Annotated in this window: 9 protein-coding genes; 1 reads left to right on the top strand and 8 read right to left on the bottom strand. The window is 73.3% G+C overall.

Going from position 1 to position 15,518, the window contains the following annotated elements:
* Nucleotides 1-237 precede the first annotated feature (237 nt).
* From OGH68_RS28290 to OGH68_RS28255, 8 genes are all read right to left on the bottom strand, one after another.
* Complete coding sequence (locus OGH68_RS28290; protein WP_264247835.1) at nt 238-1,068, bottom strand: alpha/beta fold hydrolase; 831 nt, start codon at nt 1,066-1,068, stop codon at nt 238-240.
* Between the two features lie 31 nt (nt 1,069-1,099).
* On the bottom strand, nt 1,100-2,572 hold the full coding sequence (locus tag OGH68_RS28285) for an MFS transporter (protein WP_264247834.1): 1,473 nt from the start codon (nt 2,570-2,572) through the stop codon (nt 1,100-1,102).
* 60 nt (nt 2,573-2,632) lie between these two features.
* Complete coding sequence (locus OGH68_RS28280) at nt 2,633-3,886, bottom strand: cytochrome P450 (protein WP_264247833.1); 1,254 nt, start codon at nt 3,884-3,886, stop codon at nt 2,633-2,635.
* A gap of 288 nt (nt 3,887-4,174) precedes the next feature.
* Entirely contained in the window at nt 4,175-4,942 is a 768-nt protein-coding gene (locus OGH68_RS28275) for a thioesterase II family protein (RefSeq protein WP_264250327.1), read from the bottom strand.
* 53 nt (nt 4,943-4,995) lie between these two features.
* Nucleotides 4,996-6,000, bottom strand: a complete 1,005-nt coding sequence (locus OGH68_RS28270) for an LLM class flavin-dependent oxidoreductase (RefSeq protein WP_264247832.1) — start codon at nt 5,998-6,000, stop codon at nt 4,996-4,998.
* Between the two features lie 38 nt (nt 6,001-6,038).
* The gene (locus tag OGH68_RS28265) at nt 6,039-7,655 is read right to left on the bottom strand and encodes a fatty acid--CoA ligase (RefSeq protein ID WP_264247830.1); all 1,617 of its coding nucleotides are present in this window, start codon (nt 7,653-7,655) and stop codon (nt 6,039-6,041) included.
* Nucleotides 7,656-7,673: 18 nt separating this feature from the next.
* Nucleotides 7,674-13,382 carry a type I polyketide synthase gene (locus OGH68_RS28260; protein ID WP_264247829.1) on the bottom strand — a complete coding sequence of 1,903 codons (5,709 nt, stop codon included), beginning with the start codon at nt 13,380-13,382 and terminating at the stop codon, nt 7,674-7,676.
* An 11-nt stretch (nt 13,383-13,393) separates the two neighbouring features.
* The gene (locus OGH68_RS28255; protein WP_264247827.1) at nt 13,394-13,720 is read right to left on the bottom strand and encodes an acyl carrier protein; all 327 of its coding nucleotides are present in this window, start codon (nt 13,718-13,720) and stop codon (nt 13,394-13,396) included.
* 138 nt (nt 13,721-13,858) lie between these two features.
* On the opposite strand from OGH68_RS28255, the gene OGH68_RS28250 reads away from it, so the two are divergent.
* Nucleotides 13,859-15,490, top strand: a complete 1,632-nt coding sequence (locus tag OGH68_RS28250; protein WP_264247826.1) for an aldehyde dehydrogenase family protein — start codon at nt 13,859-13,861, stop codon at nt 15,488-15,490.
* Nucleotides 15,491-15,518: the final 28 nt, after the last annotated feature.

Below are 15,518 nucleotides of genomic sequence, written 5' to 3'. Positions count from 1 at the left end.
CGGGCACTGGGACGCGGGGCCGAGGGCACGCCCGGCCCGCCGCGGACGCCCGCGGTGCGCCGGGCCGGGCGCCGCGGCACCCCCGGCGGGGCTCCCGGTGCCGCGCCCGGAGCCGCGCCCCAGCGCCCCGGTCCGCGGGCGTGTGAGACACGTGTGCGAGGTGGCTCGGGAGTGGGAGCGAGGGGAGGGCAGGGCGCGGGCCGGGCGGCGGCCACACGGGAGGCGCCGCCCTCGCGGTCACTGCTTGGCGAAGGCCAGCAGGTCCGCGTTCAGACGGTCGGCGTGGGTGGCGAACAGGCCGTGGGCCGCGCCCTCGTAGGTCAGCAGGGTGCTGCCGGGAACGAGCTCCGCGGTGCGGGGACCGCACAGCGGATACGGCGCCCCGAGATCGGCGGTGCCGTGGACGACCAGGGTGGGCACCCGGACGGCCGCCGTCTCCGCTCGCTGGTCGGTGGTGAACAGCGTGCGGTAGATCTCCGTGGCGGCCCGCGGCGAGGTGTCCATGGCCAGGTCCGTCAGCCACTCGGCCAGTCGGGACGAGAGCGGCGTGCTCGCCGGATCCGCCTCGGGGCCGGCGAAGAACGGCCAGGTCAGTGATCTCAGCCAGGCGGCCCGGTCGGCACGGATGGCCGTCTCGATCTCCTCGAACAGCGCCATCTCCAGGCCGTCCGGGTTGTCCGGGGCGCGCAGCAGGAACGGCGTGGTCGAGGCGACCAGCGCCAGCTTCCCCACCCGCGCGGCGCCGTACCGGGACAGGTAGCGCACGGCCTCACCGCCGCCCGCCGCGTAGCCGACCAGCAGGACGTCCCGCAGGTCGAGGTGGTCGAGCAGGTCGGCGAGGTCCGAAGCGAGGGTGTCGTAGTCGTAGCCGCTCCAGGGGACGTCCGAGCGCCCGGTGCCGCGCCGGTCGTAGGTGACGCAGCGCAGCCCCTGACCGGCCAGGAACGGCGCCTGGAACTCCCACATCCGCGAGTCCGCCATGGCGGCGCTGAGCAGCACCACGGGACGTCCTTCGCCCCAGTCGGTGCAGTGGAGCCGGGTCCCGTCCCGAGTGGTGACGTACGGCATGACGCCTGCCTTCCTTGGTGGTGGGGACCCCTCAGCGCCGTGCGGTGCGGCCCGGCGCCGCCAAAACCAGGGCGGAGGCCAGGAGTCCCAGGACGATGAGCGGGACGAGCGTGACGGCGAACGCGTGTGGGTAGGCGCCCGCCGAGCCGCCGGCGTCGGCCAGGGTGGGGAAGAAGACCGCGCCGGCGATCGCCACGCCGACGGCCGCGCCGCCCTCCTGGGCGGTGTTCAGCAGTCCGGACGCGGAGGCCGCGTGCTCGGGCACGGCCGCGCCCAGCACCAGGTTGGTCAGCGGGCCGGTCGTCAGGCCCATGCCGAGCCCGGCGACGAGGAGGGCGGGCAGCAGCCACAGCACGTGTCCCGTCGTGTCGAGGCGGTCGGCGGTCAGGGCGACCGCCGCGTAGCCGATCGCGAGGGTCAGCGGGCCGACGGCCACCCTGCGGGCGGTGACCGAGGCGGCCTTGCGCGACGACACCACCGAGGCGCCGAAGTAGCCCGCGCCCAGGGCCAGGAAGACGGACCCGGACTCCAGGGGCGACAGGCCCCGGCCCAGTTGCAGGTAGAGGGCCAGCACGAAGAAGAAGGAGCCCATCGCGAGGAAGTAGACCACCGTCGCGGTCAGCCCCACCGAGAACACCCGGCCCTTGAACAGGGCGGGTTCGATCAGCGGGCCCCGGTCGGCCGCCGCCCGCCGGCGCAGGTGCCAGACGGTCACCGCCAGCAGGACGGCCGCACCGGCCAGCGACTCCCACACCCACAGCGGCCAGCCGCTCTCCTGGCCCTCCAGCAGCGCGAAGACGATGATGCCCAGGGACGCCGTGACCAGCAGGGCGCCCACGAGGTCCAGCCGGGTGCCGCCCTCGCCGCGCGACTCGGGGATCGTGCGGCCGACGAAGGCCAGGGAGACCAGGCACAGCGGGACGTTGATCAGGAAGATGGTCCGCCAGCTCAGTCCCGCGATGTCGACCGTGATCAGGGCACCGCCGATGAACTGGCCGAAGACGCCGGCGAGTCCGATGACCAGGCCGTAGGCGTTGAAGGCGCGGTCGCGGGCGGCGCCGGTGTACACCGTGCCGATGATGCCGAGCACCTGCGGCACCATCAGCGCGGCGGCGGCGCCCTGGGCGATGCGGGCGACGACCAGGACGGTCGCCGTGGGTGCCAGGCTGCACGCGGCCGAAGCCAGCATGAACAGCACCATGCCGAGCGTGAACATCCGCCGGCGGCCGAAGAGGTCGCCGAGCCTGCCGCCGGTGATCAGTCCCGCGGTGAAGGCGACGCCGTAGCCCACGACGAACATCTGGGCCTGGGCGGCGCTGGCGCCCAGGTCGGCCTTGATGGCGGGGACGGCCACGTTGGCGATGAAGAAGTCCAGCACCGTGATGAAGGTGCCCACGAGCACCACCAGGAGGGCACCGGCCGAGGGGGCGGCGGCCGGTGCGCCGCCGGGGGGCGTCGGCGCACGCCCCTCGACGACGACTTCTGTGCTTGTCTCAGAAGTCATGACGACTCCGTTTCTCGATCATTTCGGGTGGTTGGCCGGTGGTGCCGGTACCGTGGCCGGTCACCAGGTCACGGGAAGGTGTGTCACCCCGTGGAAGACGGTGCCGCGGCGGAAGACCGTGCGCGGGTCGGCCGCCAGCCGCAGGTTCGGGAAGCGCCGCAGCAGGGAGCGCAGCGACAGTTCCATCTCCAGCCGCGCCAGCGGGGCCCCCTGGCAGTAGTGCGGGCCGAAGCCCCACTGCAGGTGGCCGCTGGTGTCGCGGTGCGGGTCGATCCGGTGCGGGCAGGCGAAGACCGACTCGTCGTGGTTGCCGGCGGGCACGGAGATGACGACGGCGTCGCCCTTGGAGACGGCCACACCGCCGAGTTCGAGGTCCTCCACCGCCAGCCGGACCATCGCGTCCTGGGAGATCGACCAGTAGCGCATCGACTCCTCGATGAAGTTCGGTATGAGCGCGCCGTCGTCGGCGGCCACCCGCGCCCGCAGGTCGTCGTCGCGCAGCAGCGCCAGGATGTTCAGGGCGATCTGGTTGGTGGTGGTCTCGTGTCCGGCCACCAGGACCAGCCGGGCGATGCCGACCAGCTCGTCCAGGGTGATGGCGCCCTTCGCGTGGTGGTTGACGGCGAGGCGGCTGATCAGGTCGTCGCCAGGGCTCTCCAGCTTGCGCAGCGCCAGTTTGGCCAGGTACTCGGACATCTCCTCGTAGGCGGCCAGGGAGGCCGCCGGGTCCTCCTGGGAGATGGTGACGCGGGTCTTCTCGATGAAGAACGCGGAGTCCTGCTCCGGAACGCCCAGCAGCCGTGCGATGACGAGGGTCGGCAGCGCGCGGGAGAACACCGCGTGCAGGTCGGTCGGCCGGGGCAGTGCCTCCAGTTCGTCCAGCAGCTCGTCCACCAGCCGCTGGACCGGTTCGCGCAGCCGCTTCACCCGGCGCGCGGTGAACTCGGTCTGGATCATGGAGCGGAGCCGGGCGTGCTCGGGGTCGTCCAGGCGCAGGAAGGAACTCGGGTTCCCGCCGGGCGGGACCTGGATGCGCACCGGTGCGCCGGGCAGCCGTTCGTCGGCGCTGAGGCGGGGATCGCCCAGCGCCTGCCGTACGTCGGCGTACCGGGTCACCAGCCAGGCCAGGCGGGACTCGGCGGCTCCCGCCGGGAGGCGCACCACGCAGGGGGGCGCGTTGCGCAGTTCCGCCAGGATGGGCGGCGGGTCTCCGTCCTCGGTGCGGGCGAAGGGCCAGTCCAGGACATCGGTGTGGTCCGCGAGCGACATGTTGGCCTCCAGGGGTGAGGGGGCAGGCAGGTGGATCCCGGGCACCGGCTCTCTTCCGTGGTCGGACTCGGACGCGCTGACGCCGCCGGGGCGGAGGGGACATGGGTGGTGTCTCGTCCAAAGCCGCGGACGGTCGTGCGCCACTGTCGCGCAGTCCGCTGACACGGCGCTGACACGGGTGCCGGTCGGGCTGTGGAACCCGCGGCACTCGTGTGGGGGGCGGTGCTGGGGGTGTGGTGCAGACCGGGAAGGCGCCGGAGCGGGGCGCCTTCCCGGTGCCGCGCTGGTGCTGTGGCCGGGAAGGCCGGCAGGTCGACCTCTCCGGTCGCGGCGCTAGCGCGCGTGGTGGGCGGCGATCCGCTGCAGGCGGTGCGCGAAGTGGGCGGTGACGGCCTGGGCGTGGGTGTCGATGTAGAAGTGGCCGCCGGAGTACTCGTTGTGGCCGAGGTAGGCGGGGGTTCGTCCGGCCCAGTGGGTCATGGCGTCCGGCTCCTCCTGCAGGGGGTCGGAGCGCCCGCCGTAGGAGGCGAGCGGGCAGGCGACCCCGGCGCCGTCGTCGACGTACTGGGCGGCGACCCTGAGGTCGGCGCGGAGCGCGGGGACCACGAGGGCGAGCATCTCGGGGTTGTCGTAAATCTCGGCCGGGAAGGAGCCCAGCTTCTTGATCCACTCGACGAGCTCGGACTCGGGCATCCGGCTCTGCTCCTCGGTGGGCTGGAAAAAGCCCTCGGGCGACCAGCCGGACATGCCGACCATGACGGGCGCCGGGCCGCCCTCCTCCTCCATGCGGATGGCCAGCCGGAACGCCAGCTGGGCGCCGAGGCAGTGCCCGAAGAACGCGAACGGCCGGTCGTCCAGGTCGTCGAGCACGGCCTCGTGCAGCGCTTCGAGCAGTGGCCAGAACGCGCCGTACGTCGGCTCCTCCCGGCGGTTGTGACGGCCCGGCAGGGTCACCGCCTGCGGGGCGATGTCGGGCGGCAGCAGGCTCTCCCAGTCCCGGTAGATGATGGCGCCGCTGCCCGCGTGCGGGAGCAGGAACAACCGGATCGAGGCGTCGGGCGAGGGCTCCACCGGGTGGAACCACTGGCCCGCGCGGGACATCCGGCTGCCGGCGGCGACGGTGGCGCCGGTGTCCGTTGCGTTGGTGGTACTGGTCACGACTGTGTACTCCCCACGGTGGTGGACGGGCCGAGGGCGCGTACCGCGGGCAGCAGCACCTCGGCGATCTCCTTCAACTGCGGTTCCGGGTCGAGCGATCCGATCCTCAGGACCAGGTGGCGGGCGCCGGCCCGGACGTAGCCGCCGAGCCATTCGGCGCACTTCTCGGCGCTGCCCCAGGCGTAGGCCTGGATGGTGCGCATCTGATCGAGGGAACGGCCGTAGTAGTGGCTGATGTAGTGCTCCAGTTCGGCCTCGGCCGCCCGCTCGTCGCGGTTCACCGTGATCGTCGCGTACAGGGCGGGGGTGACGGCGCCGGCGGGGCGGCCCGCCTCCTCGGCGAGCTCGGCGATCCGGCGGCGGGCCCGGCCGTAGGCGTCGGGGTCGGGCAGGAACGGCAGCCAGCCGTCGTAGCGGGTGGCGGCGCGGGCGAGCACCTTGGGGGTGTCGCTGCCGGCCAGCCACAGCGGCGGGCCGCCGGCGGTGGCCGGGGAGGGCAGCCGGTCGAGGTGGTCGGCCTGCCAGTACCTGCCCTGGAAGTCGGCCGGTTCGCCCTCCTGTCCGGCGCGCCAGGCCGTGCGCCACAGGGCGGTGATCTCGTCGAGGCGTCCGACGCGGCCGGTGAAGCTGGCGCCGACCGAGGCGAACTCCTCCTCCGTCTCGGGCATGGGGAAGCCGGAGCCGAGCCCGAGGACCAGCCGGCCCGCGGCCACGTGGCTGAGGCTCGCGACCATGTTGGCGCCGATCAGCGGGTGGCGCAGGGCCGGGGTCAGGGCGGCGGTGCCGACGGTGATCCGCTCGGTGGCGGCGGCAGCGGCGGCCAGGACGACGAGCGGGTCCAGGCGGGGGCGGGCGGTGAGCGAGTCGCCCGCCCAGAGGGAGTCGAATCCCAGGGCCTCGGCCTGCCGGGCGAAGCCCAGCAGCGGGGCCGCCGCGTAGGTGCCGTTGATGGCCTGTTCCCGGGTGGGCAGCAGGATGCCGACGTGCAGGGGCCCGTTCATGGGCGACGACCTTTCTGTCCGCGGTGGCTGACGCGGTGTCATGCGACCGTGCCGGCCAGCGGGTCCCGGGCCGGTGCCGTCAGCCGCTCCCGCACCGCGCGGCGCAGGATCTTGCCGGAGGGGTTGCGGGGCAGGGAGTCGGTGAAGTGGTAGGCGGTGGGGATCTTGTAGTCGGCGAGCCGGCCGCGCAGGGAGAGCAGCAGCTCGCGCGGGTGCGCCTCGGCGCCGGGGCGCAGGACGACGACCGCGTGCACGCTCTCGCCCCAGTGCTCGTCGGGCAGGCCGACGACGGCGGCGTCCGCCACGGCCGGGTGCGCGGCGAGCGCCTTCTCGACCTCGGCCGGGTAGATGTTCTGCCCGGCGACGATAATCGTGTCGTTGATGCGGTCGCACAGGTGGAGGTAGCCGTCCTCGTCGAGGTAGCCGGCGTCCCCCATGTGCAGCCACTCCCCCACCAGGGTGCGCGCGGTGGCCTCGGGCAGGTTCCAGTAGCCGAGCATCCGGGACGGGGCGCGCACGCAGATCTGGCCGATCTCCCCGGGCGGGAGGGGGTCGCCGTCGGGGCCGATCACCTTGACCTCGTTGCCGGGGCACGGCCTGCCGACCGAGTCCAGCACCGGGCTGCCCGGGTGGTGCGCTTCGGGCGGCAGGCACACCGCCACACTGCCGGTCTCGGTACTGGCGTAGATCTGCGCGAACTCGCAGCCGTAGGTCTCCAGGCACTGCCTGAGCAGGGTCTCGGACATGGGCGCCGCGCCGTAGGCGATCTTGCGCAGGGAGGTGAACGCCTCCGGTCCCGCGCCGCGTTCGACGGCCATCATCTGGAGCATGGCGGGGGCCGCGAAGGTGGTGGTGACCTTGTGGGTGCGGATCAGCCGGACCGCTTCCTGCGGGTCGAACTGCGGCATGATCACGTTGGTGCCGCCCGCGTTGAAGGTGTGCAGGAACCAGCCGATGCCCGCGACGCCGAAACCCGGCAGCGAGATGAGGCTGACGTCGTCGGGCAGCCAGTCGATCCAGGCGACGCCGTGCTCGCGCATCGCGTGCGGCAGGGTGAAGAAGCTGCGGTGGGCGAGGACGGCGCCCTTGGGCAGTCCGGTGGTGCCGCTGGTGTAGATCTGCACCACGGCGTCGTCGGGGCCGGTGCCCGGCACCGGCTCGGAGTCGGGCTGGTCGGCGGCCCAGGCGGGCAGGCCCGTGCCGCGGGCGGGTTCGCCGTCGGCGTCGGTGCCGTCGACGCGGATCACCCGCCGCAGACCGGGCAGTTGGTGGCGCACCGCGGCGACGGTGTCCCAGAACTCGTCGTCGACGAAGATCAGGGCGGCGCCGGAGTCGCGCAGGATGTGGTCCACCTCGGTCGGGGTGAGCCGCCAGTTGACCGGCACCAGGACCGCGCCCGCCTTGGCGCAGGCGAGCATCACCACGTAGTAGTTCTCCGATTCGCGCCCCAGGTAGGCGACCCGGTCGCCGCGCCGCACGCCGCCGGCGCGCAGGGCGTGCGCGGCACGGTTGCTGTCGCGGTGCAGCTTGTCGTAGGTGGTGACGCGGCCCTCGCAGATGATCGCCGGGTGGTCCGGCCGGCTGCCGGCGTGGGCCCGTGAGGAGTGGGTGAGCGTCCAGCGCTCCCTCGGTGTGCCGCTGGGTGTGTCAGTCATGATCCGTCCTTGTGTGCGTCAGGCGGCCGGCACCGGCTCGAGCTGCCCGCAGAGGAACTGGGCCAGCTGCCGCACGGTCGGGTGGTCGTGGGTGAGCGAGGCCGGCAGGGGCAGCCGGAACGCCTGCTCCAGGGCGGCCTTGACCTGCTGGGCCATCAGCGAGTCCAGGCCCAAGGAGACGAACTCGGTGTTCGGGTTCAGTTCGTCGCCCTCCTCCAGGTGCAGGACGGCGGCGACCTTCTCGCGGACGACCCCGGTCACGGCGGCGGTCCGCTCGGCCGGCGGGAGGGCGGCGAGCGCGGTGAGGTCGGGGCCGGTGTCGTCGTCGGAGGCGTTGCGGGCGAGCCGGTCGTAGAACAGGTCGCCGGTGACGCTGCCCGCGACGTAGCGGTCCCAGTCGAACTCGCCGACCACCCGCTGGGTGCGGGGGCGTCCCCAGAGCCTGGCCAGGGTGTCCAGGGCGCGGGTCGGGGAGAAGAAGCGCACGCCGCTGCGTTCGATCTCCTGGCTGAGGTGCTCCTCCAGGCGGGCCGACATGCCGACCCGTGCCCAGGCGCCCCAGTTCACCGACAGGCCGGGCACGCCCCGCCGGCCGCGCCACTCGGCGAGGGCGTCGAGGGCGGCGCTGGCCGCGGCGTAGTGGCCCTGGGTGGCGCCGCCGAGGACCGAGGCGATCGAGGAGTAGGTGACGAAGAAGTCCAGTTCCGGGAAGGAGGACTGGGCGGCCTCGTGCAGCAGCCAGCCGCCGTACGCCTTGGCCTCCAGCTGGGCGTCGATGGCCTCCCAGGTCAGCTCGGCGACGAGCTTCTTGTCGTAGGCGCCTGCGGCGTGCACGATCCCGCCCACCGGGTGCGGGCCGTCCGCGAGGTGCCGCACCAGCCGCCGCACGTCCTCGGCACGGCCGATGTCGGCCCGGACCAGGTCGAGTTCGGCGTGCTCGGCGAGGTCGGCGAGGACGGGGGCGGCCTCCTCGGTGGGCCGTCCGCTGCGGCTGACCAGCGTCAGGTGGCGGGCGCCGAGGGCGATCAGCTTGCGGGCGGTGACCAGGCCGAGGCCGCCCAGACCGCCGGTGACGAGGTAGGTGCGGTCCGGGCGCAGGGCGGCCGGGACCTCCTCGGCGGGGGCGGCGGGCTCCGCCTCGGGGGCGTCCGGGAGGGTCACCCAGGACTGTCCCGACGGGTCCGACAGGGCCGTCCGCAGCGCTTCGCCGGTCTCGTCGAGGCGGAAGTGCCGAGCGCCGTCGTCCTCTTCGGCGGGCGGGGCGTGCACCACGGCCGCCGCGGGGACGGTGAGCGTTGAGCGGAACGTGCCGTCGTGGCGTACGAGGACGTCGTCGCCCGGCGCGAACTCGGTGCCCTCGGCCGCGGCGAGGACCGTGCCGGTGGCCGCGGTGCCGAGCAGCGGCGGGGGCTCCTCCTCCGCGCCAAGCAGTTCCTCGCGCTCCGCGCGGCCGGTGTCCAGGGCGGTGCGGGCGTCGTCGGCGGTCAGGCCGACCGACCGGACGCGGATCTGGACCTCGTCGGCCCCCGGGGGCACGTCCGTGGCGGCGACCAACGCGAGGTCGGACAGGTCGCCCGAGTCGGGGGCGCGCAGTTCGAAGCCGCCGGACCAGGTGAGCGGGGCGTCGCCGGAGAGGAGCCGGCGGACGTAGCGGCGGTTCGGACGGTGGGCGACCTGGTACTCGCCGGGCGGTTCGGCGTGCCACTCCTCCAGCAGCGGGGTCAGGCCGCTGCCGGGGGCGACGTCGACCAGGGTGGCCCGGTACTGGGGGTACTCGGTGAGCAGCACCCGGCCGAAGCCCCAGAGCGTGGCGGCGGCCAGGTGTCCGCCGTCGCCGGCCGGGTCGCCGGGCAGCCACTGGGCTCCCTCGGTCACCAGCCACAGGCGGGGCGGCCGGGGGGTGCCCGCGGCGTCCAGCGCGGTGATCAGGGCGAGCAGTTCGCGGTAGTTCTCCTCGCACTCGGCGCGCAGCCGGTCGGCGGACATGGTCTGCGGGAACTGCCGCCATACGCGGCAGACGTCGGTGACGGTGGGGTCCTCCAGGGCCGCCTTGAGTTCGGTGAGGCCGGCGCCCCGGGTGAGCTTCAGGCCGGGCCGTCCGGCGAGGTCGGCGGCGCGGGCGGGCGACGGGTCGAGCAGCACGACGTGCCGGGCGGGGGCGGTGGTCTGCGGTGCGGGCAGGGCGCGGCGGACCCACTCGGGGCGGTGCAGGAACCGGCGGCGGCCGGTGCTGCCCTCGGGGCGGGCCAGCCGGACGCCGAGCAGTTCGGCGACCGGGTCGCCGTTCTCCAGGAGCAGCACGTCGGCGGTGCGGCGGTCCTGGTCGCCGTGCACCCGGGCGAGGACGCGCAGCTCCTCGCCGCGGGGCTTGCGGAAGTGGCGGACCGAGGCGACGCCGCGGGGCACGAACACCGGGCCCTCGGGATCGAGGACGACGCACGCCTGGACGGCGGCCTCCACGAGCTCCGCCGGCACATGTTCGACGGCGGAGGCATTCCGGCCGGTCAGCTCCCCGGTGACCAGGCCGTCGGCGTGCCGGGCGGCGCGCAGCAGCAGCCGCATCCGGGAGCCGTGCGGGCGGCCGACGGAGGCGAGGTCGGTGTAGATGTCCTCGTCGTCGATCTGCGTTCCGGCGGGGGCGAGGCCCGCGTCCAGTTCGGCCAGTTCGGAGACGGGGACCACCGGTTCGGGGTCGGCGGCGATCACCGCGGTGGCGTGCACGTCCTCCTCGCCGCCGACGACCGTGAACACCGCCACCTCGGCGCCCCCGCCCGGCAGCGGCCGCCAGCGGGTGGTCAGGGCGGTCCTGGTCTCGGCGGGAACGTCGAGCGGCGCGAGCAGCCGGAGGTCGCGCACGGCGGACCGGGCGTGGCCCCGGACCGCGTCCTGGATCGCGAACAGCAGGTCGACGTAGGCGCCGGCGGGCAGGGTGGTGCGTCCGCCGTCGGCCAGGTCGGCGAGCGGGCCGAGGTCCTCGGCGGTGAACTCCGCGGTGAACTCCCGTACCCCCGAGGCGAAGCGCTCCTCGGTGCCGAGCAGCGGGTGGCGGGCGGTGCCGCCCGCGGCGGCGCGGCGGGGTCCGGCGGCCGGCAGCCAGTAGCGCTTGCGCTGGAAGGCGTAGGTGGGCAGATCCGCCTTGGCCGGCACGGCGTGCCCGGCGTGGTAGCCGGGCCAGGAGACGGTGAGTCCGGCGGCGTAGTACTCGGCGAGTGCGGTCAGGGTGGTGGTGGCCGTCCGGTCCCGGCGGCGCAGGCTGGCCAGCCACAGGTGGTCCTCGGCGGCGACGCCGCGCCGGGCGAGCGCGGTCAGCGCGGCCTGCGGGCCGATCTCGATCATGGCGTGCCGGCCGCGCCGGGCCACCGCGCGGATGCCGTCCAGGAAACGCACGCGTTCGCCGATGTGCCGCACCCAGTAGTCGGGGGTGGCGATGTCGCGGAACCGGGCGAGCCGCCCGGTCACGTTGGAGATCAGGCTGATGGCCGGCTCGTGGAACTCGATGCCGTCGAGTGCGGCGCGGAAGTCGTCGTAGACCTCGGCCATCTGCGGGGAGTGGAAGGCGTGCGAGACCGCGAGCCGGTCGACGCGCACGCCGCGCTCCTTGAGGATGGCGCAGACCTCGTCCAGGGCGGGAAGGGCGCCGGAGACGACGCACTGGTCGGGGGCGTTGACCGCGGCCAGGGCGAGGTCGGGGCGGCTCTCCAGGAGCGGCTCGACGTCCTCGGCGGGGGCGGCGACCGCGGCCATGCCGCCCTCGGCGCGCACCGCCTGCATCAGCCGGGCCCGCGCGGCGACCAGCCGCACGGCGTCGGGGAGGCTGAACAGGCCGGCGACCGCGGCGGCGACGACCTCGCCGATGCTGTGCCCGACGAGCACGTTGGGGCGCACGCCCCAGGCCATCCACTGCCGGGCGAGGGCGTACTCGAGAGTGAACAGGGCGGGCTGGGTGTACTCGGTGCGGTCGATCGCCCCGGGGTCTTCGGCGGTGCCGAGCAGCAGGTCGCGCACGGAGCGGTCCAGGTGCTCCGCGAACAGCCGGTCGCACGCGTCGACGTGGGAGCGGAATTCCGGGAGGGCCTCGTAGAGGGCGGCGCCCATGCCGGCGTACTGGGAGCCCTGGCCGGTGAACATGAAGGCCGTCTTGCGGATGCCGCTGGGGCCCTCGTGGTCCTGGCCGGCCGCCCGGTCCAGGAGCCGGGCCAGGGCGGCGCGGTCGGCGACCGGGGCGGCGACGCGGTAGGGATGGTGGGTGCGGGCGACGTTGGCGGTGTGGCAGAGGGCTTCGAGGGGGAGGTCGGGCCGCTCGTCGAGCAGCCGCCGGTGGTTCGCGGCCTGCTCGCGCAGGGCGGCGGAGCTCTTGGCGGAGAGAGTGAACAGCGGGGCGGCGGGCGTGCCGGAGGACTGCGGCGCGGGGCTCGCCTCCGGTGCCTGCTCCAGGACCACCGCGCCGATGGTGCCGGCGAAGCCGAAGCTGTTCACGACCGCGCGGCGCACCTCGGCCCGCCATGGCTCGCAGGCGGTCGGCACGCGCAGCGGGTAGAGGTCCCAGGGGATGCGCCCGGACGGGGTGGTGAGGTTCAGGTGCGGGTAGATGGTGCCGGAGCGCAGCTGCAGCACCGTCTTGATGACGCCGACGATGCCGGAGGCCGGCTCCATGTGGCCCAGGTTGGTCTTCACCGACGCGGCGAGCACGGGGTTGTCGGCGGTGTGCGACTCGGCGAACACGTCCCCGATGGCGCCGAACTCGATCGGGTCGCCGAGCGGGGTGCCGGTGCCGTGCGCCTCCACGTACTGGATGTTCTCGGGGGCGAGGCGGGCCGTGGCCAGCGCGGTGCGGATCACCTTCTCCTGAGCGGGGCCGTTGGGCACGGTCAGTCCGGCGCTGTCGCCGTCCTGGCCGACGGCGGTGCCGCGCACGAGGGCAAGCACCCGGTCGCCGTCACGCTCGGCGTCGGAGAGCAGCTTGAGGACCAGGACGCCGCAGCCCTCGGCGCGCGCGTAGCCGTCGGCCGACTCGTCGAAGGTCTTGCACTGCCCGTCCGGGGCGAGCATCCGTGCGTTGGAGAACATCACCGGGATGCGCGGGTGGTGCAGGGCGTTGACGCCGCCGCACAGCGCGATGTCGGTCTCGCCGGAGCGCAGGGCCTGCACCGCCAGGTGCAGTGCGACCAGGGAGGACGAGCAGGCGGTGTCGACGCTCATGCTGGGTCCACGCCACCCCAGGAAGTACGACAGCCGGCCCGACAGCGGGAACATCGTGATGCCGGAGGCCAGGTGGCCGTCCATCTCCTCGTACGGCAGGGACTCCAGCTCGAGCGCGTAGTCGATGGAGCTGGCGCCGACGTAGACGCCGCCGTTGCCGCGGCGCAGCGGTGCCGGGTCGATGTTGGCGTGCTCCAGGGCCTGCCAGGCGGTCTCCAGCAGCAGGCGCTGCTGGGGGTCCATGTACCGGGCCTCCTTCGGGGAGATGTTGAAGAAGGCGGCGTCGAAGAGGTCCACGCGGTCGAGGAAGCCCCCCGCGGTGGTGTGGATCTTCCCCTTGTCCTCGGGGGTCTCGGGGGTGAACGCGGCCACGTCCCACCGGTCCTGCGGGATCGGGCCGATCCCGCTGCGTCCCTCCCGCAGGAAGGCGTCGAACTCGTCGGGCGAGGTGCTGCCGCCGGGGAATCGCAGACCGATTCCGACGATCGCGACCGGCTCGGGCGGCTGCTGGGACTCCGCACGCGGCATGGAGAGACTCCTTAGCTTTCCTGAGAGGAACTGTCCTGGACGGCCCGGGTCAGGTGGTCCACCAGATGGGCGACCGTCGGCTCGTTGAAGAGCACGTTGACGTTGATGGAGAGATCAAGGAGCCGCTCCAGGCTCTGCCGTATTTCGGTCAGCCGCAGTGAGGTGAGTCCGAGATCGAAATAGCTGATGTCGAGCGGAAGGTCCTCGGATTCGTCCATGAGGAGAACCGCCCTGAATTTCTTGAGGACGATCGACTCGATTTCTTCGGCGAGTTCGGCGCGCGGCAGATCACGCAGGCGCTGAACAGTGCTGTCGACGGGTGGCATGCGGTCATGCAAGCAGCGCAGGCTGACGCCCCACTGACGGACGGCGGGGCCGGCTTGGCTGAATCAGCCCCCTGTCAGCGCCGGGTCAGATTCCGCTGCCACGCTCGCACTGCTTCGAAAAATCCGCTCGCCAAAGGTGAAAGGCTGAAGATGCTTCGCGAAGCCGCGCAGGAGGAGAGTGCCGAGGCACCTTCCGATATCAAGAGCTACGACCTCTACATCGCGGGCAAGGACGTCGCGGGTGACGGGTGGGTGTACACCGTCAGCGGCCGGTCCCTGCTGGAAGACGTGTTCACCAGCGTGAGCCTGAAGCGCGCCCTGGAGCAGGACCCGGAGTCGGAGGCGGCCAGGCACCCGTATGTCGTCGGGCGCTGCGCGGTCGCGGACGACGCGTCCATCGACCTGGCCACGCAGGCCGCGGCCGCCGCCGCACCCGACTGGGCGGCCGTGCCGCTGGAGCGGCGGATGCGGCTGGGCACCCGGTTCCGCGAGGAACTCATCAAGCACCAGGACGAGTTCCTGCGCATGCTGGTCGCCGAATCCCACCCGGTCAAGCTGGCCCGCTGGGAGCTGAGCTGCCTGCTGCAGATCTACTCCCCGGGCTCCCTGCGCTGGTACACCAAGCAGATGCGGGTGGAGAAGGAGTACGCCGGCCGCACGCTGGTGCTGCACCGCCAGCCCGACGGTGTGGTGGCCTTCAACCCGCCGCAGAACGCACCCCTGCCGAGCGCCGCCCTGTGCGTGCTGGCGCTGATGGCCGGCAACGCGGTGGTGGTGCGGGCGCCGCGCAGCATCGCGCTGAGCACCATGTGGCTGCTGCGGGACGTGGTGGCGCCGCTGCTGGAGGAGATGGACGCGCCGGCCGGGGTGCTCAACGCGGTGTGCAGCAACCCCAAGCAGACCATGGACCGCTGGATCGCGGACCCGCTGATCAACGACATCTTCTACATCGGCGGCAGCCAGGAGGGCCTGCGCTTCGAGCAGCAGTGCGTGGCGCACGGCAAGAAGCCGATCCTCGAACTGGCGGGCAACGACGGCATCGTGGTGTGGAAGGACGCAGACGTCAAGTGGGCGGCCGAGGCCATCACCGAGGCCTTCTACGGCTCCGGCCAGATCTGCATGGTGCCCAACTACGTGCTGGTGCACCCGGACATCGCGGACAGCCTCATCGCCGAGGTGAAGGAGCAGGTCAAGGGCATCCGGCCGGGCCTGCCCGAGGAGGAGCACGTGCTGCTGTCGCCGGTGCGGCGCAGCGAGCGGTTCTTCCGGCTGCTGCGGCAGGCGCTGGACAACGGCGCCGAGCTGGTCACCGGCGGCCACCGCACCGAACTGGACGGCACGCCCTCGGAGACGGGGGTCTTCCTCCAGCCGACGGTGGTGCGCGTGGACGGCCTGGACCGGGCGCGCACCTACGACGTGGTGCGCGAGGAGACGTTCTTCCCGCTGGTGCCGATCGTGGTCCCCGAGCGGGAGGACGACGACGCCCTCCTGGAGGCGTTCCTGCGCTTCGTCAACAGCAACGACTACGGGCTGCGCAACTCCCTGTGGTCGCGTTCCGACCACGTCATCGAGACCTTCGTGCGGAGGGTCGTCAACGGCGGCCTGCTGAAGGTCAACGACTCCCACATCGGCTTCCTGCCCTACCTGCCCAGCCACGGCGGCACCGGCCGCACCGGCGGCGCCTTCGGCGAGGCCAACTACCCGATGCTCAAGACCTCCCACGTGCAGGGCGTCAGCATCGCCCGCGGCGTCAGCCCGTACGACGCGGTGTTCGGCGCCTGACCGCCCTCCGCCCCTGAACCCCGCCGTT

Origin of the sequence: Streptomyces peucetius, from assembly GCF_025854275.1 — a bacterium.
GTDB lineage: Bacteria > Actinomycetota > Actinomycetes > Streptomycetales > Streptomycetaceae > Streptomyces > Streptomyces peucetius_A.
This window is presented reverse-complemented; position numbering and strand designations above follow the sequence as displayed.